Source organism: Crossiella sp. S99.2 (genome assembly GCF_023094165.1).
In the GTDB taxonomy this organism is placed as follows: domain Bacteria; phylum Actinomycetota; class Actinomycetes; order Mycobacteriales; family Pseudonocardiaceae; genus Crossiella.
In genome coordinates this window covers 652031-673724 of sequence record NZ_JALMDK010000005.1, presented here as the reverse complement: position 1 = coordinate 673724, position 21694 = coordinate 652031, and the positions used below count along the sequence as shown (strand labels likewise).

Annotated in this window: 19 protein-coding genes; 8 read left to right on the top strand and 11 right to left on the bottom strand. The window is 70.1% G+C overall.

Features of this window, described 5'->3' with window-relative positions; translation table 11 throughout:
- Positions 1 to 71: 71 nt before the first annotated feature.
- A complete protein-coding gene (locus tag MZC64_RS22435; RefSeq protein ID WP_247758413.1) occupies positions 72 to 1973 on the top strand; it encodes a UvrD-helicase domain-containing protein in 1902 nt (633 codons plus the stop codon).
- Between the two features lie 21 nt (positions 1974 to 1994).
- Here the strand turns inward: MZC64_RS22435 and MZC64_RS22430 are convergent, their stop codons facing one another.
- Both MZC64_RS22430 and MZC64_RS22425 read right to left on the bottom strand, forming a co-directional pair.
- Positions 1995 to 3416: an SIP domain-containing protein gene (locus tag MZC64_RS22430; protein WP_247758414.1), complete on the bottom strand. Its 1422-nt coding sequence runs from the start codon at positions 3414 to 3416 to the stop codon at positions 1995 to 1997.
- 2 nt (positions 3417 to 3418) lie between these two features.
- On the bottom strand, positions 3419 to 5653 hold the full coding sequence (locus MZC64_RS22425) for an excinuclease ABC subunit UvrA (protein WP_247758415.1): 2235 nt from the start codon (positions 5651 to 5653) through the stop codon (positions 3419 to 3421).
- Positions 5654 to 5774: 121 nt separating this feature from the next.
- Here MZC64_RS22425 and MZC64_RS22420 point away from each other — a divergent pair, with 121 nt between their 5' ends.
- The gene (locus MZC64_RS22420) at positions 5775 to 6563 is read left to right on the top strand and encodes a TetR/AcrR family transcriptional regulator (RefSeq protein WP_247758416.1); all 789 of its coding nucleotides are present in this window, start codon (positions 5775 to 5777) and stop codon (positions 6561 to 6563) included.
- Here the strand turns inward: MZC64_RS22420 and MZC64_RS22415 are convergent, their stop codons facing one another.
- Entirely contained in the window at positions 6564 to 7103 is a 540-nt protein-coding gene (locus tag MZC64_RS22415; RefSeq protein WP_247758417.1) for a hypothetical protein, read from the bottom strand.
- A 100-nt stretch (positions 7104 to 7203) separates the two neighbouring features.
- On the opposite strand from MZC64_RS22415, the gene MZC64_RS22410 reads away from it, so the two are divergent.
- Positions 7204 to 8637, top strand: a complete 1434-nt coding sequence (locus MZC64_RS22410; RefSeq protein WP_247758418.1) for an ATP-binding protein — start codon at positions 7204 to 7206, stop codon at positions 8635 to 8637.
- Positions 8638 to 8659: 22 nt separating this feature from the next.
- On the opposite strand, the gene MZC64_RS22405 is transcribed toward MZC64_RS22410, so the two are convergent.
- The 3 genes from MZC64_RS22405 to MZC64_RS22395 are packed head-to-tail and all read right to left on the bottom strand — an operon-like array spanning position 8660 to position 10862.
- Positions 8660 to 9253, bottom strand: a complete 594-nt coding sequence (locus MZC64_RS22405; RefSeq protein ID WP_247758419.1) for a hypothetical protein — start codon at positions 9251 to 9253, stop codon at positions 8660 to 8662.
- Positions 9250 to 10218, bottom strand: coding sequence for a contact-dependent growth inhibition system immunity protein (locus tag MZC64_RS22400; protein ID WP_247758420.1), 969 nt, complete (start codon positions 10216 to 10218; stop codon positions 9250 to 9252). The genes MZC64_RS22405 and MZC64_RS22400 overlap by 4 nt, the downstream gene beginning before the upstream one ends.
- Entirely contained in the window at positions 10215 to 10862 is a 648-nt protein-coding gene (locus tag MZC64_RS22395) for a TetR/AcrR family transcriptional regulator (RefSeq protein WP_247758421.1), read from the bottom strand. The genes MZC64_RS22400 and MZC64_RS22395 overlap by 4 nt, the downstream gene beginning before the upstream one ends.
- 102 nt (positions 10863 to 10964) lie before the next feature.
- Here MZC64_RS22395 and MZC64_RS22390 point away from each other — a divergent pair, with 102 nt between their 5' ends.
- Genes MZC64_RS22390 through MZC64_RS22380 form a run of 3 tightly spaced genes read left to right on the top strand, consistent with a single transcriptional unit; the run spans position 10965 to position 13440 of the window.
- Positions 10965 to 11549, top strand: coding sequence for an NADPH-dependent FMN reductase (locus MZC64_RS22390; protein ID WP_247758422.1), 585 nt, complete (start codon positions 10965 to 10967; stop codon positions 11547 to 11549).
- A 5-nt stretch (positions 11550 to 11554) separates the two neighbouring features.
- A complete protein-coding gene (locus MZC64_RS22385) occupies positions 11555 to 12928 on the top strand; it encodes a DHA2 family efflux MFS transporter permease subunit (RefSeq protein ID WP_247758423.1) in 1374 nt (457 codons plus the stop codon).
- The gene (locus MZC64_RS22380) at positions 12925 to 13440 is read left to right on the top strand and encodes a nuclear transport factor 2 family protein (protein WP_247758424.1); all 516 of its coding nucleotides are present in this window, start codon (positions 12925 to 12927) and stop codon (positions 13438 to 13440) included. Before MZC64_RS22385 ends, MZC64_RS22380 begins: the two co-directional genes overlap by 4 nt.
- Before the next feature lie 139 nt (positions 13441 to 13579).
- On the opposite strand, the gene MZC64_RS22375 is transcribed toward MZC64_RS22380, so the two are convergent.
- Complete coding sequence (locus MZC64_RS22375; RefSeq protein ID WP_247758425.1) at positions 13580 to 14146, bottom strand: TetR/AcrR family transcriptional regulator; 567 nt, start codon at positions 14144 to 14146, stop codon at positions 13580 to 13582.
- 73 nt (positions 14147 to 14219) lie between these two features.
- Between MZC64_RS22375 and MZC64_RS22370 the strand changes: the two genes are divergently transcribed.
- Complete coding sequence (locus MZC64_RS22370) at positions 14220 to 15320, top strand: cytochrome P450 (RefSeq protein ID WP_247758426.1); 1101 nt, start codon at positions 14220 to 14222, stop codon at positions 15318 to 15320.
- Here the strand turns inward: MZC64_RS22370 and MZC64_RS22365 are convergent, their stop codons facing one another.
- Together MZC64_RS22365 and MZC64_RS22360 are read right to left on the bottom strand one after the other, a co-directional pair.
- Complete coding sequence (locus tag MZC64_RS22365; protein WP_247758427.1) at positions 15321 to 16382, bottom strand: alpha/beta hydrolase; 1062 nt, start codon at positions 16380 to 16382, stop codon at positions 15321 to 15323.
- An 80-nt stretch (positions 16383 to 16462) separates the two neighbouring features.
- A complete protein-coding gene (locus tag MZC64_RS22360; RefSeq protein ID WP_247758428.1) occupies positions 16463 to 17797 on the bottom strand; it encodes a cytochrome P450 in 1335 nt (444 codons plus the stop codon).
- 166 nt (positions 17798 to 17963) lie between these two features.
- On the opposite strand from MZC64_RS22360, the gene MZC64_RS22355 reads away from it, so the two are divergent.
- On the top strand, positions 17964 to 18776 hold the full coding sequence (locus MZC64_RS22355) for an SAM-dependent methyltransferase (protein WP_247758429.1): 813 nt from the start codon (positions 17964 to 17966) through the stop codon (positions 18774 to 18776).
- 11 nt (positions 18777 to 18787) lie between these two features.
- On the opposite strand, the gene MZC64_RS22350 is transcribed toward MZC64_RS22355, so the two are convergent.
- Complete coding sequence (locus MZC64_RS22350; RefSeq protein ID WP_247758430.1) at positions 18788 to 20086, bottom strand: DUF418 domain-containing protein; 1299 nt, start codon at positions 20084 to 20086, stop codon at positions 18788 to 18790.
- A 90-nt stretch (positions 20087 to 20176) separates the two neighbouring features.
- Positions 20177 to 21679, bottom strand: a complete 1503-nt coding sequence (locus tag MZC64_RS22345) for a glycosyltransferase family 39 protein (protein ID WP_247758431.1) — start codon at positions 21677 to 21679, stop codon at positions 20177 to 20179.
- Positions 21680 to 21694: the final 15 nt, after the last annotated feature.

The following is a 21694-nucleotide window of genomic DNA, read 5'->3' as shown; positions in this document are numbered from 1 at the left end:
CCTGGTCCTAGGTTGGGGGCAGGCCAACCAGGGGGTTTCGGGTGGGGACGAGTGCGCATGCGGAGCGTGAGGTGGCGCGCCGGGCTGGGGTGTTGCTGGCGGAGCGGGCTCCTGGGCTGGACGCGGTCACCCGGCGGGTGCTGACCGCGTTGCTGGCCAGGACCGCGAGCGGGGCCCGGTTGCTGGTGCGGCCGGAACCTGTTGTGGGACAGGCGGTGGCATTCCTGGTGGCGGCTCGTGGGGTGTTCGCGGTGCTCGTCGGGGAGCGGGTGCCGGCAGACACGGAGTTGGGGCAGGCGGTGCTGCACGCCGAGCAGGGGTGTGCCGGGATCGCGGGGCCGCGGGGGCAGGTGCTGGCGCGCAGCGCGGTGCACCTGGCGGTGGTGCTGGGTGGCGACGCGGGGCCGCCGCGGGAACGGCGGCTGGGCTGGGTGCTGACCGAGGCGCAGGTGCCGGAGTTGTTCCGGCGGGACGCCGCGCATTTGGATCGCGCGCAGGTTGATTCTGTTGCGGGGCAACTGGTTGAGCGGTTGCCGGAGTATGTGGATCTGCGGGTTTCGGCGCCGGAGAAAGCCACTGCCGGTGAGGGGTTGCTGGGGCTGGCGGAGGTCACCGAGGATCAGGTGGGGGCGGCGCAGCTGCGGCCGTTCGAGAGTTGGCTGACCTTCCTGCACCCGCAGCAGCAGGCGGTGGCGGTCCGGAACTACAGCGGCCCGGCCCGGATCAGCGGGCCCGCCGGGACCGGCAAGACCGTGGTGGCGTTGCACCGGTTGCGGTTCCTGGCCCGGCGCAGCACCGGGCCGCTGTTGTTCACCACCTTTGTGCGGACGCTTCCGTTGGTGCACAAGGCTTCCTTCGCCCGGCTCGCGCCGGAGCTGGTGGAGCGGGTGGAGTTCACGAACTTGCATGCCTGGGCGCGGGAGTTCCTGCGGGCGCGCGGGCATGAGGTGCTGGTGCGGTCGAGTTCGGCGGAGACCGCGTTCAGCCGGGCCTGGGTGGCGCACCGGTTGACGTTGCAGGACATCGAGGACGTCGGCTACTGGCGGACCGAAATCGACCGGGTGATCAAGGGCCGGGGTGTGAGCAGCCTGGCCGAGTACCAGCGGACGCCGCGGCGGGGCCGGGTGCGCCGGCTGGACGGCGCGCAACGGGAACTGGTGTGGGCGTTGTTCCAGAGCTACCAGCGCAATCTGGCCGAGCGCGGGCTGCACGACCACAATGACCTGATCGCGCTGGCCTTGGCCGAACTGCGCCGGGAACCACCGCAGCGGCCGTACGCGGCGGTGGTGGTGGACGAGGTGCAGGACATCACGCTGATGGGGCTGCGGCTGTTGCGGGAGCTGGCCGGGGACGGGCCGAACCGGTTGCTGCTGGTCGGCGACGGGCAGCAGCAGGTGTACCCGGGTGGCTGGCGGCTCTCCGACGCGGGCATCCCGGTGCAGGGGCGCGGGGAGATCCTGCGGGTGAACTACCGGAACCGGGCCAAGGTGCTGGGATTCGCGCAGCGGTTCGACGCGACCAACCAGGTGGACGATCTGGACGGGGCGGCCGGGGTCGGGTTGCGTGAGGTGGAGTCGGCCAACTCCGGTGGGAAGATCGAGTCCTGGCGCGGGCCGGAGGCGGAGTTGGGTGCGGCACTGCGGGCCGCGCTGGCGGGTTCGTCCGTCCCCCATGGACGGACGGCGGTGATCGTGTTCCAGCGCAAGGATCTGGACCGCTGCACCGCGTTGCTGCGCTCGGCCGGGATTCCGTTGCTGCGCATGGACGATTACCTGGGCGCGGAGGACGATCGGGTCAAGGTGGGCACGGTGCACCGGGCCAAGGGCCTGGACTTCCAGGCGGTGCTGGTGGTCGAGTTCAGCGCGCGGCCGGAAGAGGACGAGGAACAGCGGGAGCTGCGCGGGCGGCAGCAGCTGGTCGCGGCGACCCGGGCGCGGGACTACCTGTGGTGGGGCACCGCCGAGGCCGGCTGATCCGGCCCCGGCGGCACCTGGTCACACCCGGCGGATCCGGGCCAGCCAGGCCGGGAGATCGCCGAGCTGCTTACCGCCGTCCGCGTTCAGTCCGACCACGCCGCGGTACTGGCTGTCGATGAGTTCCTCGATCACCCAGCCTTCGGCGAAGGCCGACCGGATCACCGTGTCGCTGATCTCCGGGCCGTAGCCAGGACCCTTGTCCGACAACGCGAGCAGGTGCACCGTCGCGCCCGGACGGCAGACCCGGTGCAGGCTCCGCACGTAGGCCGGCCGTTCCCGATTGCCGAAGACGTGGAACAACGCGCTGTCCAGCACCGTGTCGTACCGCGGTCGCTCACCCAGGTCCAGCGCGTCGGCCAGCTCGAACCGGGCCGGGACCTGGGCCCGGAGCGCGTTGGCCCGCGCCTCGGCGATCGCCCGCGGCGCGTAGTCCACGCCGAGCACGCTGTGCCCCGACCGGGTCAGTTCGATGGTGTGCCAGCCATCCCCGCACCCCGCGTCCAGGACCTCACCCCGGAACTCCCCGCGCGCGGCCAATTCGAGCACCACCGGCTGCGGTTCGCCGATCACCCAGGGCGTGGCGCCCTCGGCGTAGGACTGCTCGAAGGCGTTCGGGTCGAGGCGTTCCCGGATCTCGGCCAGGTCCTCCTCGGTCGGCGCGTCGTCCTGGGTGAGCTGCCGCCGCCAGTAACCGCTGAACTCGATGGCGCGCTTGGACATCCCGCGTTCGGTCACCAGGTGGCGGCGCAACGCGCGGACCGCGCCCGCCTCTCCCGCCAGCCAGGCGAACCCGTTGCCGGGTGGGAACTCCGCGGCGCGCACCGCGTTCAGCAGCACTTCCGGTCCGGTGCGATGCACCCAGCGCACCTCGATCTCGGCCACCGAGTCGAGTCGCTGTTCCTCGGCGGCGTCCGGAACCTCCAGGTACACCAACGCCTTCTTCCCCGCGGGCAGGGATTCCAGCAGGGTGGCGATGGCGGGCAGGGCGGTCTGGTCACCGGCGAAGAGCAGCCACTCGGACTCACCGAGCGGGCGGGTGTACTGCGCGTCCGGCCCGTACCGGCCCAGCACATCGCCGACCCGTGCCCCGGCCGCCCAGGCCGTGGCCGGGCCACTGTCGTTGCCGTGCAACACAAAATCGACATCGATGGTGGCGGTGTCCGGGTGGTAGGCCCGCACGGTGTAACTGCGCATGACCGCCCGCTCGGCCGCCGGGATGGCCAGATACGCCTGGTACCAGCGCATCGCGTCCCCGTCGGACTGCGGCTCGGGCAGCACCGGTTCGGTCTGGCCGGGCCGCGGGAAGCACAGTTTCAGTTGCTGATCCGGCCACCTGTCCAGGTTCTCCAGACCGGGGCCGGTGAAGCTCACCCTGGTCATGTGCGGGCTGAGCCGCCGTACCGCGGTAACTTCCATGTGCGCGACGAGCGGTTCGGTCATGCTCAGACCCCCACGTACTCGCGCAGGTGCCGGGCGGTCAGCGTGTCGGCGTTCTTGACCAGCTCGGCCGGAGTGCCGGTGAAGACCACCTGTCCGCCGTCGTGTCCGGCGCCCGGACCCAGATCGATGATCCAGTCCGCGTGCGCCATCACGGCCTGGTGGTGCTCGATCACCACCACGGTGTTCCCGTTGTCCACCAACCGGTCCAGCAGGCCGAGCAGCTTGTCCACATCGGCTAGGTGCAGGCCGGTGGTGGGCTCATCGAGCACGTAGGTGGCCGCGCCCTCGCCCATGTGGATGGCCAGTTTGAGCCGCTGCCGCTCACCGCCGGAGAGCGTGGTCAGCGGCTGGCCGAGGCCGAGGTAGCCCAGGCCGACCTCGTGCATGCGGTTGAGGATGGTGTGCGCCGCGCCGGTGGCGAAGAAGTCCCGCGCCTCGGTCACCGGCATGGCCAGCACCTCGCTGATGTTCTTGCCGCGCAAGGTGTAGGTGAGCACCTCCGGGGTGAACCGGCGACCCTCGCACTGCTCGCAGACCGAGGCTACCCCGGCCATCATGGCCAGATCGGTGTAGACCAGGCCAAGGCCCTTGCAGTGCGGGCAGGCGCCCTCGGAGTTGGCGCTGAACAGGGCCGCCTTGACCCCGTTGGCCTTGGCGAAGGCGGTCCGGATGGAGTCCAGCAGGCCGGTGTAGGTTGCCGGGTTGCTGCGCCGGGACCCGCGGATCGGGGCCTGGTCGACGATCCGGACACCTTCCCTTGTAGACAGTGAACCGTGGATCAGCGAACTCTTGCCGGAACCCGCCACCCCGGTGACCACCGTGAGCACCCCCAGTGGCACGTCCACGGTGACATCGCGCAGGTTGTGCAGGTTCGCGCCACTGATGGTGAGCTGCCCACTGGGTTCCCGGACCACGTCCCGCAACTGGGCGCGGTGGTCCAGGTGCCTGCCGGTGAGGGTGTCGGAGGCACGCAGCCCGGCCAGGTCGCCGGTGTAGCAGATCTGACCGCCGCCGGAACCGGCCCGCGGGCCGAGGTCGACGATGTGGTCGGCGATCTGGATGACCTCGGGCTTGTGCTCCACCACCAGCACGGTGTTGCCCTTGTCCCGCAACAGCAACAGCAGCTCGTTCATCCGGGCGATGTCGTGCGGGTGCAGGCCGACGGTGGGCTCATCGAAGACGTAGGTGATGTCGGTGAGGCTGGATCCCAGGTGCCGCACCATCTTCACCCGCTGCGCCTCACCGCCGGAGAGGGTGCCAGACTCCCGGTCCAGGCTCAGGTAGCCCAGCCCGATGCCGATCATCGAGTCGAGGGTCTCCAGCAGCCCGGCCAGCATCGGCGCCACCGAGGGTTCCTCGATGGCGCGCAGGAACGCGGCCAGGTCGGTGATCTGCATGGCCGAGCACTCGGCGATGTTCCTGCCGTTGACCAGGGAGGCTAGCGCGGCCTGGTTCAGCCGCGCGCCCTGGCAGGAGGGACAGGTGGTGAAGGCGACCGCACGGTCCACAAAGGACCGGATGTGCGGCTGCATCGCCTCCCGGTCCTTGGCCAGGTACACCCGCTGCACCTTGACCACGAGACCCTCGTAGCTGGTGTTCATCCCGGCGATCTTCATCTTGGTCGCCGGCTTGTACAGGAAGTCCTGCCACTGCTGCTCGGTGTAGTCCTTGAGCTTGACGTCCGGGTCGACCAGTCCGGACAGCGCCAGCAGCTTCCAGTACCAGGAGTCCACCGCGAACTGGGGCACGGTGATCGCGCCCTCGTTGAGCGACTTCTCCTTGTCCACCAGGGCCTCGACGTCGATCGCGGTGGCCCGGCCCAGGCCCTCGCACTCCGGGCACATGCCCTCGGGCAGGTTGAAGCTGAACGCGCCGGAGGTGCCCGCGTGCGGCTGCCCCAGGCGGCTGAACATGATGCGCAGCATGGTGTGCGCGTCGGTGGCGGTGCCGACGGTGGAACGGGCGTTGGCGCCCATGCGTTCCTGGTCGACCACGATCGCCGCGCTCAGGTTGCGCAGCGAGTCGACGTCCGGACGACCCAGGGTCGGCATGAAGGACTGCAGGAACGCGCTGTAGGTCTCGTTGATCATCCGCTGGGACTCGGCCGCGATGGTGCCGAAGACCAGGGAGGACTTGCCAGAGCCGGACACCCCGGTGAAGACGGTGAGCCGGCGCTTCGGAATGTCGACCGAGATATCGGCCAGGTTGTTCTCCCGCGCACCTCTGACCTCGATCACATCGTGACTGTCGGCAGCGAGACGACGACCATCCGAAGGCAGTGCCACTTGACCCCCATCGATCTTTAGGCTGTAAAGTGTTGGCCGGGAGACGGTACTTTATGGCGTAAGGAGTTGCAAGTTGGTGGTCTACGCGGCCCAGGGCGACGCAGCCCGGTCGATGGCGCTGCTCTGGCAGGGAACATCGGCTGACCTGCCCAAACCCGGCCCGAAGCAGGGGCTGGACCTGGCCGGCGTGGTCACCGCGGCGATCGAGGTGGCCGATGCGGAGGGCATGGCCGCACTGTCCATGCGCGCGGTCGGCCAGCGACTCGGACGCACCGCGATGGCGCTCTACACCTACGTGCCGAACAAGAACGAACTGCTCGATCTGATGTATGACCGGGTGCTCACCGAACTGCCGACCGAATACGACCTGACCGCGGGCTGGCGGGCAGCGATCACCGCCTGGGCCGAGGACACCTGGGACTTCTACCTGCGGCATCCGTGGGTGTTGCAGGTGTCCCAGGCGCGGCCGGTGCTCGGACCGGGCGAGTTCACCGTGATGGAGACGATGCTGCGCCTGCTCTTCGGCACCGGGCTGGACACCGAGACGGTGCGACGGCTGGCCGGCGCGCTGGCCCAGTACGTGCGCGGGGCCGCGCAACCTGGTGCGGAGTCGCGGCAGTCCCTGGCAGTGACCGGGGTGTCCGACGACGACTGGTGGTACGCGCGCTCGGCGCAGCTGGGCACGGTGGCGCCGGACTTCCGGGAGCGGTTCCCACTGCTGGGCAAGCTGGACCAGACGCCGCCGCCGGATGACCACGGTGATCAGCCGTACCTGGAGTGGGAGGCGCGCAAGAGCTTCGAGGTCGGGCTGGCGGTGCTGCTGGACGGGGTGGCGGCGCGGCGGATCCAGGCCGGTTTGTAGCTACCGCACCGCGAACGGGGTGAGGCGGCGGTCCCGGCCGTCCGATTCGCTCAGGCACTTCCGGGTGATCCGCTCGCGCTCGATCTTCTCCCAGGTGTCGGCGACCCCGGCCAGCCAGCGGGCCACCGCGTGCGCGATCTGGGTCGGCGGCACCGCGGTGCTGGTGGGCGGGTTGGCCGGATCCAGCGGTTCGGGCAGCTCCGGCCAGATCGGCGCGACGAAGGTGTGCGGGGCGGGCAATGCGTCGTAGACCGCCTGCAGTGCGTCGCGTTCGGCCGCGATCCCGGCGATCGTGGCGGCCGGGTCGATCCGCTGACCCGGGCTGATGTCCAGGTCCGCCAACGCCTTCGCCGCCGCCAGGGTGATCAGGCAGCGGCGGCGTTCCAGCAACGCGGCGATCTTGTCCGGTTCGGCCCGGTCGACCACCCAGGCGCCGGTCAGCCGGGGCATCCCGTCGTCCAGGCCGGTCTGCACATGCCAGATGATCACCTGCTCGCCCTGGGCGTCGGCAACGGCGTCAGTGCGGTCGAAGTCGGGCACCTGGCCAGCCTAGTTCTGGCTCGCACGGCGATCTTCCGCGTGCACTTGCTATGCTTTCATTAATGAAAGTATCTTGGATGCAAGTCTCTTACACTGTCCTATGGAGGTGGGTGCCGTGAACGGGTTCATCGGGCGACGTCGCGAACTCGGCCTCCTGACGGACCTGCTGGAGCCGGTCAGGACTGGCGGGCGCAGCGGGCGACCGGGGCGCGCGGTATTGATCCGGGGGCGCCGGCGAGTGGGCAAGTCCCGACTGGTCGAAGAGTTCGTGGAGCGTTCCGGGCTCGCGCACGTCTTCTTCACCACGGTCGGGGGTTCCCGGGAAGAGGATCTGGCGGGCTTCACCGCGGAGGTAGCCCGTTCCAGCCTCCCGGAGGCTGGCCGCTTCGCCGACTTCGCAGCCCCGCGAAGCTGGGATGCCGCGCTGAGCCTGCTCGCCACCGCGCTGCCCACCGACACGCCCAGCATCGTCGTCCTGGACGAGATGCCCTACCTCGCGCGCGAGGACCCGACCTTCGAGGGCGCGCTGCAGAAGGCGTTCGACCGGACGCTGTCCAAGCTGCCGGTCCTCCTGGTGCTGATCGGCTCCGACATCGCCATGATGGAGCAGCTCAACACCTACGGACGACCCTTCTACCAGCGTGGCACCGAGCTGGTCGTGCCACCGCTGACCCCGGCGGACGTCGCGCTCATGCTGGAGCTGCCTGCCGCTGACGCCTTCGACGCCTACCTGGTCAGTGGCGGGCTCCCGCTGATCCTGGAGGAATGGCCGCGGGGCGCGGACCTCTGGGGCTACCTGGACCTCGCGCTGCGCAGGCCGACCTCGGCCCTGCTGGTGAGCGGGGAGCGCACGCTGGCCGCCGAGTTCCCGACCGAGACGCAGGCCCGCACCGTCCTGGGCGCCATTGGCCACGGTGAGCGCACCTTCACGCTGATCGGCCGGGCCGCGGGCGGGCTCAACCCCGGTTCGGTGACTCGCTCCCTGGACCTGCTCACCGGCCGCCGCCTGGTCGCCGCCGACCTGCCGCTGTCGACCCGGCCCAGCCGCGAGACCCGGTACCGGATCGAGGACCCCTACCTGCGGTTCTGGCTTTCCTTCATCCGCCCCGGCATCCCGGCCGTCGAACGCGGCCGCGGCGACCGGGTCCTGGAGACCATCCGGGCCAGCTGGACGTCCTGGCGGGGCAGGGCCGTCGAACCGGTGCTCCGCGAAAGCCTGTGGCGCCTGATCGATGTGCGGCTACCCGAGGGCACCAACGCCATCGGCGGCTACTGGACCCGTACCAACGACCCGGAAATCGACCTCATCGGCGCCGACCGGTCCCCCATCGCCAAGAAGATCACTCTCGTCGGGTCGATCAAGTGGCGGGAGGACAAACCCTTTGACCACCGCGACCTCGCCCGCCTGATCGTCCACCGCGCCCAGCTCCCCGGCGCGGACGAGGACACCCCGCTGTTCGCGGTCGCCCGCAGCGGCTGCACCGCCGAAGGCGTCACCCACCTCACCCCCGAAGACCTCCTCACGGCGTGGTGACCCACAACCGACAGGTCAGGGCTCAGTTCTGGCTCGCGGCGAGCAGTTCCAGGTAGCCCTTGCCCGCGCGGAACAGCGTGTCCGCGTACGGTTCCAGCTTGCCGGGCGACCAGCGGCGGGCCTCGTAGGTCTCGCTGGCGGCGGTCAGCGCGGCGTGGCTGATCTCCAGTTCCTCGGCCACCCTGGCCTGATAGTCCACTGTGGACGGAGCCTCGGCGCGGACCGATTCGGGATCGCCCTCGGCGAGTGCGGCCAGGGTGTCCTCGGCGATGCCGGTCTCGGCGGACCAGATCAGGGCCGGGCGGACGATGTGGTGGTTCCACACCGGGGCATGGGCGGAGCGCCACAGCGGCAGGAACGGGTTGCGGGACAGGCGGGTCAGGTTCGCCCAGTGCTGTGCGCCGGTGGGTTCGCCGCGCCAGGGCACCTCGGCCGGGGGCAGGTCCACGACCAGTGCGACGGTGATCAGTTCCGGCTCGGCCGCCGGGTCCAGGATCTCCCCGGCCGCCCACAGCGCGCGCACGCGCAGCGGGCTGATCGGGTTGGGGTTCTCGATCAGCCCGGCGCAGGTCTGCGCCAGGGTTTCCAGGTGGTGCGCCGCGCGGTTCCGTTTCACGGCGCCATCCTGCCTGATCCGGCGGTGACGAACCGGGTGAGGGCGGTGATGGTGGCCGTGGTGCCGGTGTGCAGGTGGCCGGCGATCCCCTGATCCCCGGCCGCTGCGAGGTGGCCGGGGGTGTCGTCGACGAACAGGGTCTGGTGCGCGGGCAGGGCGAGGGTGCGCAACGCGGTCTGGTAGCTGCGCGGGTCGGGCTTGGCCACTCCGGCCTCGGCGGAGAGCACCACGCCGTCGAAGGTGGCGCGGTGGCCGGAGCGGTTGAGGCGGCGGCGGGCGCTGGGCCAGGCGTTGCTGAGGATGACGATCCGGGTGCGCGGACTCCGCAAGTCGGCCAGCGCGGTGAGCAGTCGGTGGTTCCAGCTGACCTCGTCGGTGGCGGCGCGCAGGGCGGCCAGGGGTTTGGGGCGCAGGCCCAGGCGGTCGCCGATGAGCTGCCACCACTTGTCCTCGGACACCCGGCCGATGAGCACGGTGTCGTCGTTGCCGCCGAAGACCGCGGCCAGCAGCTCCGCGGTGGTCAGCTCGGGGGTGAAGCGGGCGGCCAGGTCGTCCCAGTTCTCGGTGGCCAGCACGCCGCCGACGTCGATCAGGATGCCGCGGCGGTGGAATTCCATGATCGCGGTGGCCAGCTCCGGCGGCCACTCCCCCGCGCGCACCAGCGCGGCGACCTCGGCGTGCTGGTCCGGGTGCCCGGCCCAGTGCGGCACCCCGGCGCGGAGCACGGCGTGCAGCAGGTCGCCTGGATAGAAGGTGGACTCGGTCAGCGGGTTGGCGCGCAACTCCGCCAGGGCGAGGGGGATCAGGTGCGACAGGCCGAGGCGCTGGCCGATCAGCAGCCGCAGGTCGGCGGGGGCGAGCTGGTCCAGGGGGACCCGGCGCAGCTCGTGGCAGCGGGTGATCAGCCGGGTGGTGTCCGGCGGCGGCGGGCCCCAGTCGTCCTGTTCCAGGTCGGTCAGATTCACTGCCCACCGACCGGTCGGTAGGCGCGCAGGAAAACCTGGACGCCGGCGCTCACACTGGCCACCAGCTCCTGCTCGCTGATCGGCAGCGCGCCGTAGATGGTGCTGGCCTGCACCTCGCCCGCGGCGAGCTGGGTGAAGTGCACCGCGGCGCGCTGCGGGTCCTCGATGGCCAGCAGACCGCGCTCACCCAGGTCGGCCAGGCGGCGGGCGAGTTCGGCGGCGACCGGGCGCGGGCCGGTGTCCCGCCAGGCTTCCAGCAGGTCCGGCGGGAAGTGGCCGATCTCCGCCTGGATGTGCCGGACCAGGGCGAAGTGGCCGTTGAAGGCGCGCATCGGGGCGGTGAAGTCCAGCGCGAAGGCGAGCAGGTCGGCCTCCAGGTCCAGGATCTTGTCCAGGTGCCGGGCCATGTCGGCGAACAGGACCTCGCGGACCTGGGCCGCGCTCTCCAGGATGATCGTCCGGAACAGGTCCTTCTTGTCCGCGAAGTGGTTGTAGATGGTGCGGCTGGAGACCTCGGCCTCCTTGGCGATGGTGTCGATGCTCGCCCGGGTGTAGCCGTCCCGCGCGAACACCGTCCGAGCGCCGTCGATGATCGCCTGCCGCTTCTCAGCCAGCCCCTTACGCCCACTGTTTCCGCTGCTCACACCACTCCTCCAGAAGTTTTTTACAATGCCCGTTGTACTTATTGCAACGATCGTTGTAACTTTGGCGACGATACCTGACCGGACATCCTTGGGGGAGTCATCATGTCGAACACTCCGTTGCGCGTGGCCGTGATCGTCGCCAGCACCCGGCAGGGCCGGTTCGGCTCGACCGTGGCGCGCTGGTTCGACCAGCAGGCCGGGCAGCACCCCGGCCTAGAGATCGAGGTCCTCGACCTGGCCGAGACGCCGCTGCCGGTGGTCCTCGGCGGCGATCTGTCCACTGAGGACAGTGCCATACTCGCGCCGGTCACCGAGTTATTGGAACGTGCCGACGCGTACGTGGTGCTGACGCCGGAGTACAACCACAGCTACCCGGCCGCGCTGAAGAACCTGATCGACTGGCACTACACCCAGTGGCGGGCCAAGCCGGTCGGCTTCGTCTCCTACGGCGGACTCGGCGGCGGGCTGCGCGCGGTCGAGCACCTGCGCCCGGTCTTCGCCGAGCTGCACGCGGTGACCATCCGGGACGGGGTGAGCTTCCACAGCCCGTGGACCGACTTCGACGCCGAGGCCAACCACCGCGATCAGGAGGGCTGCGCCACCGCGGCGAAGCTCATGCTGGACCAGCTCGCCTGGTGGGGTCGCGCGCTGCGCACCGCCCGCGCCGAACTCCCGTACAGCGCGTGAAAACCATGACGACACAGACGATTCCGCGGTCGCGGGCGCAGGTCATCGCGCTCGTGCTGGTGCTCGGTGGGGTGCTCACCGGGCTGGACATGACCATCGTGAACGTGGCGCTCAAGCACCTCGCCACCGAGTTCGGCGCCCCGCTGGCCACGGTCGGCTGGGTGGTCACCGGGTACACCCTGGCGCTGGCCGCGGTCATCCCGGTCACCGCATGGGCGGTCGGCCGCTTCGGCGCACGCCGGGTCTACCTGGCCGCGGTCGGGGTGTTCCTGCTCGGCTCGGTGCTGGCCGGCGCGGCCTGGGACATCGGCTCGCTGATCGGTTTCCGGGTGCTGCAAGGGCTGGGCGGCGGGATGATCATGCCGGTCAGCATGACCATCCTGGTCCGCGCGGCCGCGCCCGGCGAGCTGGGCAAGGCCATGAGCACCATGGGCCTGGGTGTCCTCATTGGACCGTTGTCCGGTCCGGTGCTGGGCGGCTGGCTGGTGGACGAGGTGTCCTGGCGCTGGATGTTCTTCCTCAACCTGCCGATCGGCGCGGCCGTGGTCCTGCTGGCACTGCGGCTGTTCCCGCCGGATGACGCGCTCACCCCGCGCCGGCTGGACCTGCCCGGCCTGCTGATGCTCTCCCCCGGCCTGGCGCTGGTCCTGTACGGGGTGACCGTCGGCGGCGAGCACGGCGACTTCACCGCGGGGACGCTGCTGGCGATCGTGGCCGGGCTGGTACTGGTGGGCGGATTCCTGGTGCGGGCCAGGGTGATCCGCGATCCGCTGATCGACCTGGGGTTGTTCCGGGACCGGGTGTTCGCGGCCGGGGTGGGCACGCTCGCGCTGTACGCCAGCGGCTACTTCGGCTCGATGTTCCTGATGCCGCTGTACTTCCAGCTCGCCCGCGGCGAGAGCGCCACCGCGGCCGGACTGCTGATCATCCCCGCCGCCCTCGGCTCCGGACTGATCATGCAGGTGGCCGGACGGCTGGTGGACCGGTTCCCGCCGGGGCGGATCGTGCTGGCCGGGATCACCGTTGGGGTGACCGGGATCCTGGCCTTCGCCGCGCAACTGGCCATGGACGGGCCGTACTGGGGACTGCTGATCGCGGTGACGCTGATCGGGGTCGGCGGTGGCGGCACCATGATGCCGACGATGACCGCGGCCACCCGCACCCTGCCGCCGGAACAGGCCGCGGCCGGTAGCGCGGTGCTGGGCCTGGTCAGCGCGCTGGCCTCGGCCTCGGGCACCGCGGTGCTCTCGGTGGTGCTGACCGCCAACCTGGCCGCGAGCGCGCCCGGCGCGGCCATCCAACAGACCTACCTGCTGGTCGCGGGCCTGGTGGCGTGCGCGCTGCTGCCCGCGCTGATGTTGCCGAGGAGGCAGCCATGACCGAAATCGCCTTGCTGCGCAGGGAAATCCGCGCGCTGACCGACCGGGCCGAACTCACCGACCTGGTCAGCCGGTTCTTCCGGTCCCTGGACGAGCGCGGCTTCGACGCCCGCTGGGCCGCGCGGACCTTCGCGCCGGACATCGAGGTGCACTACCCGGTCGGCTCCTTCCGCGGCCTGGCCGACATGGCCGAGGTGCAGACCGTGACGATGAACCTGTTCGGCCCCACCCAGCACCTGGCGGGCAACCACCTGGTCGAGGTGGACGGCGACACCGCCACGGTGCGCTGGGACGCGGTGCACACGCACCTGCACCTGGACACCACCCAGCAGACCCGGGCGGATCCGCCCGGCGAGCGGTTCGTGACCGGCGGCTGGTACCAGGCCGAGGCGGTACGCACCGCGGACGGCTGGCGGTTCCGCCGGGTCGAGCTGCACGTGACCTGGAAACAGGGCAAACCCCCGCTGGTAAGCGAGGAGGCGGCCGCGAGCCTGGCCCGGCTGCGAGCCTAAGCCAGCGTGTTGGCCGTTATGGACGGCGAGTTGGCCCAACTGGTACGCCGGTTTGGCTCAAGTGGGCGTACCAGTTGGGCCAAGTGGTACCAGTTCGGCCAAGACTGCGTACGACAACGGCCAACACGCCGGTGAGTGTTTAGAGGGTCGCGATGACGGACTCGATCACGCTGGTGATCCGGTCGGCCGCCCGATGGGGGTCGGGCGCGCCGACGTCGAGCCAGGTGCTGATCGCGTCCAGGCTGGCGGTGGTGGCCAGCCGGGCGGCCCACCGCGTCCACGGGCTTTCCGGGAGGTCCTCGGTGATCCGGGCGTGCACCTCGGTGGTCATCGCCGCGCGCAGTTTCGCCGGGTGAGCCGCGAATTCCGGGTCGTGCGCGGCGTGCTGGAAGAGGACCCGGAAGGCGGCGGGGTTGGCGGCGGCCCAGGCCACCAGGGCCCGCACGCTGGCCGCGCCCACCTCCACCTCGGCGCCGGTCAGCAGGTGCTCGGCGGCCCGGTCCAGCACCGCGCGGCACAGGTCGTGCTTGGACTCGAAGTGCCGGTACAGGATCATCCGGCTGATGCCGGCCTCGGCCGCGATGTCGTCCAGGCTGGTGGCGCTGAACCCGTTGCGGGACAAGGCTTCGGTGGCCGCGGCCAGGATCTGCTCGCGGCGTTGCGCGCGGGGTAGCCGCCGGGTCGGGGCGCGGTCGTCGACAGGCATCCCTTGCAGAGTAGACCCTCTGATGTATACGTTGAGATATACATCGGAGGGTCTACTTGAGGTGGGGATGAGGATGGCGCGGGTGCGGCGGATCCGGACGCCGGTCGGGGACGATGCCTGGCTGGTCAGCGGACATGCTGAGGTGCGGAAGCTGTACGCGGACCGGCGGCTGGGGCGGACTCATCCGGAGCCGGCCGCGGCGGCGCGGCTCGGTGATCACCAGTTGCTGTCGGCCTCGGAGCTGTACTCCCACGAGCAGGAGCACGAGGAGCACATGGCGATCCGGGCCGCGCTGATGCCGTTCTTCGGCGGGCGGCGGATGGCGGTGCTGCGCGAGTCGGTGCGCGGGTTGCTGGCGGAGTTGCTGGACGAGCTGGCCGCGGCCGGGCCGGGGGCCGATCTGCACTCGATGCTGTCGGCGCCGTTGTCCGTGCGGACGTTGTGCGCCTTGCTCGGCGTGCCGGACCGGGAGGTGTTCCGGGACCTGGTGGATCAGATGGACGATGTGCACGACCGGGCGCGGGCCGAGGCGGGACAGGCCGAGTTGTCGGCGTATCTGACCGAGGTGGTCGAGTTGCGCAGGGACAGCCCGGATGACGGGGTGCTGTCCGGACTCGCGCAGGCCGGACTGTCCACTGAGGACATCGCCGGGATCGCCACCATGCTGTTGTTCGCGGGGTACGACAGCACCGCGGTGATGATCGACGCGGGGGTGCTGTTACTGGCCCGGCATCGTGATCAGTGGGAACTGCTGCGGGTGCGGCCGGACGCGGTGCCGGGGGCGGTGGAGGAGATCCTGCGGCTGGGCGACGCCGATGCGGCCGAGGGCAGCGGGATCGCGCGCTATGCCAGGGAAACCATCGAGATCGACGGGGTGAGGATCGGCGCGGGCGAGGCGGTGGTGCTGGACACCGCGCGGGCCAACCTGGACGAGCGGGCCTTCGCCGAGCCGCTGCGGTTCGACCCCGGCCGCTCCCCCAACCCGCAACTCGCCTTCGGCCACGGGCCCTGGCACTGCCTGGGCGCGCCGCTGGCCCGGTTGCAGCTGATCGAGGTGTTCACCGCGCTCCCCGCCCGGTTTCCCTTGCTGCGCCTGGGAATTCCGGACGGGGAGCTGGCGATGACGGGCAACCTCTTCACCGGGCGGGTGCGCCGGTTGCCGGTCGAGTGGTGATCAGGCGCCCACGGTGCGGCGCAGCCAGACCCGGGTGGCCTCGCGGTACTCGTGCGCGTTCTTGTGCAGGCCAAGGGAATGCCCGGCGCCGGGCAGCACGTAGGTCTCCAGCTTGGCGGCCGGGCTGTAGTACGGGGCCTCGGCCGGGCGCAGGGTCTTGCCGCTGGTGCAGTCGCGCAGCGCGAGCAGGCCGCAGAACAGGATGTCCTTCTGCCCCACCGGCTGGAACACCGGGACGGTGATGCCCAGGGTGGTGGGCAGCACGATGCCGAACACCGCGACCGTGCCCATGCCGGGCACCGACACCTGGTCCTTGGTGGCCTCGTCCGCCTCGATCACCTTGGGGTCGGCGTTGGCCGCGTTGTAAAACAGCGGGCCGCGCGCGCCGGGGCGGGTGGCGAACCAGAGCGGATCGCTGCCGCGCTTGCCCAGCAACGGATCCAGCAGCGCCGGGCCGAGGCCGAGCACCGCGCCCAGGCCCAGCACCGGCAGTGCGGGCAGGTGGGTGACGCCGCTGAGGATGACCGCGTCGACGTCCTTGTACAGCGCGGCCTCGGTGGCCACGATGCCGGAGCCGACCGAGTGGCCGACGATGACCACCTTCCGGAACGGCACCCCGCCGACCCGGCCGGCGCGCAGGTGCTGGACCACCTGGTGCATGGCGTCGGCCTCGGCCGAGAGCAGCATCGGCAGGCTCAGTGGCTTGGTGGACTTGCCGGTGCCCAGGCGGTCCACGGCGAAGGTGGCGAAACCGGCCTTGGCCATGTCTCGCTGGTAGGAGTAGCGCTCGGGCTGGTACGGCAGGTCCCAGTACGCGCGGTTGTAGGTGCCGCCGTGCACCAGCAGCTGCACGACCGGCGGGGTTGTGCCGCTGGGCAGGCAGAGCTGGCCCTGCACGGTGGCCGGACCACCGGGCAGCAGCGGCAGTAAACCGGGGCCGGTGACGGGCAGGTCGAGCACCTTGCAGTTGACCGGGTCGGCCGCGGCCTGGGGCGCGGTCAGACCGGTGAACAGCAGGGTGCAGGCCGACACGACCGCGAACAGCTTCGGTAGCAGTCTCACGGGGAGAGCCTTCCAAGATCGGAAAGGGTCGGGAGCTGCCTGACGATACACCCGGTAGCCGGACGGATACTTTCAGGTGACTACCGGGAGTGGACGGTCATCGGGAGCTGGTTGGGCTGCATGGTCGCCTTGACCTTCGGGTAGACCCGCTTGCCCGGCACCGGGACCAGGCGCCAGCGCGCGCCGATGGTGGCGGCCACCATCGCGATCTCGGTCTGTGCCAGGAAATGCCCTGGGCAGAAGCGGGCGCCCGCGCCGAAGGGGATGTAGGCGCCCTTGGGTAGTGCGGCCATCCGTTCGGGGGTCCAGCGGTCGGGGTCGAACCGGCCGGGGTCGGTGAACCAGCGCGGGTCCTGGTGCAGGGTGTGCTGGCTGACCGCGACCTCCGAGCCCGCCGGGATGCGCACGCCGCCGAGTTCGACGTCCTCCCTGGCCCGGCGCATCAGGATGATCGGCGGGGTGCGGCGCAGGATCTCGTTCACGATGCGCTGGGTGTACTCGAGTTTCGGCAGGTCCTCGAAGGTGACCGGGTGGCCTTCCAGGACCTCGTCGAGTTCGGCGTGGAAGCGGCGCTCGATCTCCGGGTTGACCGCGATCTCGTGGAAGAACCAGGCCAGCGCGACCGAGGTGGTTTCCGCGCCGGTGGTCAGGATGGTGACCACCTCGTCCTGGATCTGCTCGTCGGTCATGGCCTCGCCGGTGTCCTCATCCCGCGCGGCCAGGAACACCGAGAGCAGATCCCCGTGATCACCGCCCTGGGTGCGCGCGGTGATGATCGCCGCCGGGATGACCGCGCGCAGCCGGGCCGCGGCCTCGTCGAAGCGGCGATTGCCCGGGATGGGCAGCTTTTCCACCAGCCGCGGCGAGAAGGCCCGGATCAGCACGTTCTCCAGCATGATCGGGATGGACCGCTGGATCTCGGCGAGCACCTCGGCGCCGAGGTCGGCCGCGAACAGGGTGCGCCCGGCGATGGTGAGCACCAGGTCCTGCATCCGGGCGTCCAGGGCGACCTGCTGGCCCTCGGTCCAGGAGTCGGCGAGGTCCTGGGCCAGGCAGGAGATGGTGGACTCGGCGTAGGCGGCGACCCGGCCGCGGGCGAAAGCGGGCAGCACCATCCGGCGCTGGCGCTGGTTGAACGCGCCGTTGGAGGTGGCCAGGCCGTCGCCGAAGAGCGGGCGCATCTTGTCGAAGACGATGCCCTTGTCGTACTTGTCCGCGTCGATCGCGAGCAGCCGCAGCGCCAGTTCCGGGCTGGTCACCATGTAGACCGGCAGCGGACCGAGGAAGATCTGCACGACCTCGCCGTGCGCGGGCAGGGAAGTGAGGAAGGGCAGGGGTTTTCGCAGTAGGGACAGCGTGTGACCAAGCAGCGGCAACCGTCCGGGAACCACCGCGACCATGTGCACCCACCTCATCCACCGAACGTGTGCGGCCGTTAACAATAGGTAGTCGCAGGTCACGTTAGCGACGCTTCTCCAGAGACATACACACGATCGGATGGACTCTGTAGTCAACCCTTACGGCGATTGCGATGCGTCGGTCTTAAGCTGCACTCCGTAATCGTCGAGGAGGGGAGTCCGCGTGGCTGCGGAACGCAACTGGGTGCCGGCGGGCATCGACACCAGCGTGCCAAGCCCGGCGCGGGTCTACGACTACTGGCTGGGCGGCGGCCACAACTTCGAGGCCGACCGGATCCTGGCCGAACAAATCCTCAAGATCATGCCCGACCTGCGCAGCGCCACCCAGTTGAACCGGTCTTTCCTGCGTCGCGCGGTGCTGCACATGGTGGACAACGGTGTGCGGCAGTTCCTGGACATCGGTTCGGGGATTCCGACCGTGGGCAACCTGCACGAGATCGTGCAGCGGGCGGACCCGAGTTGCCGGGTGGTGTACGTGGACCGGGACCCGGTGGCGGTGGCGCACAGCCAGATGTTGTTGGCGGGCAACCCGAACGCGGCGGTGATCCAGACTGATCTGCGCGATGTCGAGGGTGTGCTGGAGGCGCCGGAGACTCAGCGGTTGATCGACTTTGACCAGCCGGTCGGGCTGACCATGTTGCTGCTGCTGCATTTTGTGCCGGACGAGTGGGATCCGGTCGGGTTGATCGCGCAGTACCGGGAGCGGTTGGCGCCGGGGAGTTTCTTCGCGGTGTCGCATGTTTCCGGGGATGCGAACGCGACCGGGCTGGATGAGGCGGTGGAGGCGTACAAGCGCACCCAGAACGCGCCGATCGTGCGGAGTCATGATGAGGTGCTGCGGTTCTTCGAGGGGTTTGAGCTGGAGGAGCCGGGGTTGGTGGGGTGCGCGTTCTGGCGGCCGGACGGGGTGGGGGATGTGACGGACAAGCAGGAGATCAACAACCTGCCGTTCGCGGGGGTTGCCCGGAAGGTGTGAGGTCGTCGCGATCACCCTGCCCTCCGCTCGGACTTTCGGGCCGGGACGACGTTCGTGACGATCCAGTGCTGGAGCCATTCCAGCGGCCCACGGCCGGCCCACTGGCGCCACAGGACCGAGAGCACGAGTGCGAGGACGAGGAAGACGAGGAAGGCCAGCGCCGTGCGGTTGTCCGGGTATCCCTGCGCGTTGCGGAACAGGCCGGAACCGAGCAGCTGGAAGTGGACGACGTACCAGGTCAGCGCCATGCTGCCGAAGGCGGCGAACGGCCAGAGCAGCCGCCGCCACAGCGTGCGCTCCATCGCGATGAGCAGGCCGCCGAGCAGGGCGGTGATGAGGCCCATCATGAAGACGAACTCGACGATGCTGAACAGGGTGCTGGCCGGGCCGGGCCAGGCCAGCGTGACAAGTTCCTGCCATGGAGCGCGAACACCCTCCGCGGGCTTGGCGTTCTTGGCCGCCGTGACCGCGGCAGCCGCGCCGAACGGATACATCGCCAGGAGTCCGACGAGGACGGTGCCGACGGCCGTAGCGGCACCGGTCACCACCATGCGCACGCGAAGCACGTGATCGCGTAGGTCAAGCCGGCCCAGTGCGAGGCCGAGCACCAGAAACGGCAGGACGGCGATGGTGTCCTGGGAGGTGCTGCCAGCGCCGAAGACGACGTTCTGCACTGTCGGCAGCCAGTCCCCGGGGTGCCCGAGCAGGCTGAACCCGCCGTGCTCGGACAGCCGCGTCATCTGCTCCAGGTCCGGTTCGAACAGCCGCAGGTTGTGCTGGCGGAGCTTGAAGATCGGGGCGGCGACCGCCAGCACACCGGCGATGACGAACAGCGTCCGTGCCCGGAGCAACGCGAACGGCAGCAGGAGCACCAGCCACATCGCGTAGAAGTGCAGGATCTGGGCATCCCACGCACCGAGTTCGCCGAGTACGAAGGCGAGCAGGAACAGGACGAGCGCCCGCACCGCCACCCGCAGCGCACTGCGGGCCAGCACCCGTCCCCGGTGCCGCCGCACCCCTCCGGTGGTCAACGCGACGGTGACCCCGGCCAGCAGGAAGAAGATCTCCCGGGAACGGACGTCGAGCAGGCGGTTCAGCCAGCCGATCGATTCCGACGGGGTGGCTGGCGATCCCGCGGTGAGCCAGCCGGTGAGGGAGAAGTGGATCCAGATCATCCCGAGGATGGCGATCGCGCGCAGGACGTCGATGCCCAGCAGTCGTCCTTCCGGGATGTGGCGGCGCCACGAGGGTGCCGCCTCCCGTTGCCGCACGGTGACACTTTCCACTTCCTGCTGTGGGTTCTCGGCCATGTCCCCAGGTTCCCGGCGGCGCATCCGGGTCGTGTCCCGGCCTTGTCGCAGTCGTGTCGCGTAGGCCGGGCCACGCCCTGGCGGTTGCCGCTAGTTCAGGTGGCTGATCTCCGGCCAGAGGTCGTCCCAGGACTTGGTGGTGTCCTCGCAGAGCCAGATTGTGCCGCCATGCTCCCTGTTCTTGATGTTCAGGTTGTTGCGGATTTCGGCTACCTGGCGGAGGTTGGTGCAGGCTTTTTTGGCCCAGGCTGGGGCGTCCGGGTACTTGGCGGGCTGGACCAGGATCGCGTTGCGGGCGGTGGCGGGTGGGCGTTCCCAGGCCGCGTACCCTCGGTATCCACTGTGGACACTGGGGAGTCCCTGGGTGCGGCCGAAGCGTTGCAGGGCGGCGGCTTGGCCGAAGTTTTCGGCGACGATGACGGTGTTCTTGCGCTGGGTTGCCGGGAGACGGTTGTAGACCGTGGTGACCGTGTTGGTCAGTTCTGGCCAGCCGAACTGTTCCGCGGTCAGGCCGTTCATCTGCACCACCGGAATGCGGTCGAGGTAACTCTCCGGGACCAGCGGCAGGGCCAGGGGGGCGATGAAGATCGCGGACAGGGTGGCGGTGGCGGCTGCCAGGGCGGGGCGGAGTTTGCCGGTTCCGTTGGACAGCCAGGCGTCCACGGACAGGGCGCCCGCGGCGAGCAGGGCCGGGTAGGCGCCGAAGAGGTACAGGGCGGAGCCGCCCGCGGCGAGCAGAGCCGCGGTGAGGAGCAGGTAGGCGGCACCCAGGAAACGGAGTTCCGGGTTGCGGAGCAGGCGGATCAGGCCAGCCAGCCAGAGCGGGATCAGCAGCGGGCCGATCACCAGGGCCTGCATGGCGAGGAAGAGCAGGGAACCGCCTCGTTCGGCGTTGCCTTCGCTGAGGTGTTTGGCCATTTCCAGTTGCGGCCAGCCGTTCTCGAACTGCCACAGCAGGTTGGGCAGCCAGATGAGGAGGGCGATGGCGCCGCCTGCGTAGAGCCAGGGGCTGCGGAGCAGGGTTCGGGGGCCGGTCAGCGCGATGGCCACGAGGAGGGAGAGGACTACGCCGCCGATGAGGTACTTGTTGTGCAGGGCCACGCCGAGTACCGCGCCCGCGGCCAGGAGCAGTCTGGGGTCGGCGCCGCGGATCACCTTGACCAGCAGCCACACCACCGCGGCGGTGAAGGTGATGTCGAAGGTGGTGGTGTGCAGCATGTGGCCGGGGATCAGGACCATGCCGGACAGCGCGGTGCCGATGGCGGCCAGGGTTTGGGCTCGGCGGGTGCCGCCCAGTTCGCGGGCGGTCAGGGCGACCAGGAGCACGGTGAGGCCGGCCGCGATGGCTGCTGGGAAGCGTTGGGCCATCAGGGAATCCGGGGCGATCAGGTCCATCAGTGCGGCGATCATGGGGGTGAAGGACGGCTGGTCCGGGTAGCCCCAGGCGGGGTGCTGGCCGGCGATGATGAAGTACAGCTCGTCGCGGTGGGGGCCGTAGCCGCCGCTGAGCGCGATCAGTACCAGGGTGACCGCCGCTGAGCTGGCCAGCGCTCCCCTGGACAGCGCCTGGCGTACCGAAGTCTCCTGCTTCATGGGAAAAGCTTGGCG

Excerpts from the sequence above, each read along its gene's own strand:
- MZC64_RS22430 (WP_247758414.1), bottom strand. The coding sequence starts at position 3,416 with ATGACCGAACCGCTCGTCGCGCACATGGAAGTTACCGCGGTACGGCGG.
- MZC64_RS22410 (WP_247758418.1), top strand. The coding sequence starts at position 7,204 with ATGGAGGTGGGTGCCGTGAACGGGTTCATCGGGCGACGTCGCGAACTC.
- MZC64_RS22390 (WP_247758422.1), top strand. The coding sequence starts at position 10,965 with ATGTCGAACACTCCGTTGCGCGTGGCCGTGATCGTCGCCAGCACCCGG.
- MZC64_RS22385 (WP_247758423.1), top strand. The coding sequence starts at position 11,555 with ATGACGACACAGACGATTCCGCGGTCGCGGGCGCAGGTCATCGCGCTC.
- MZC64_RS22380 (WP_247758424.1), top strand. The coding sequence starts at position 12,925 with ATGACCGAAATCGCCTTGCTGCGCAGGGAAATCCGCGCGCTGACCGAC.
- MZC64_RS22375 (WP_247758425.1), bottom strand. The coding sequence starts at position 14,146 with ATGCCTGTCGACGACCGCGCCCCGACCCGGCGGCTACCCCGCGCGCAA.
- MZC64_RS22370 (WP_247758426.1), top strand. The coding sequence starts at position 14,220 with ATGGCGCGGGTGCGGCGGATCCGGACGCCGGTCGGGGACGATGCCTGG.
- MZC64_RS22360 (WP_247758428.1), bottom strand. The coding sequence starts at position 17,797 with ATGAGGTGGGTGCACATGGTCGCGGTGGTTCCCGGACGGTTGCCGCTG.
- MZC64_RS22350 (WP_247758430.1), bottom strand. The coding sequence starts at position 20,086 with ATGGCCGAGAACCCACAGCAGGAAGTGGAAAGTGTCACCGTGCGGCAA.
- MZC64_RS22345 (WP_247758431.1), bottom strand. The coding sequence starts at position 21,679 with ATGAAGCAGGAGACTTCGGTACGCCAGGCGCTGTCCAGGGGAGCGCTG.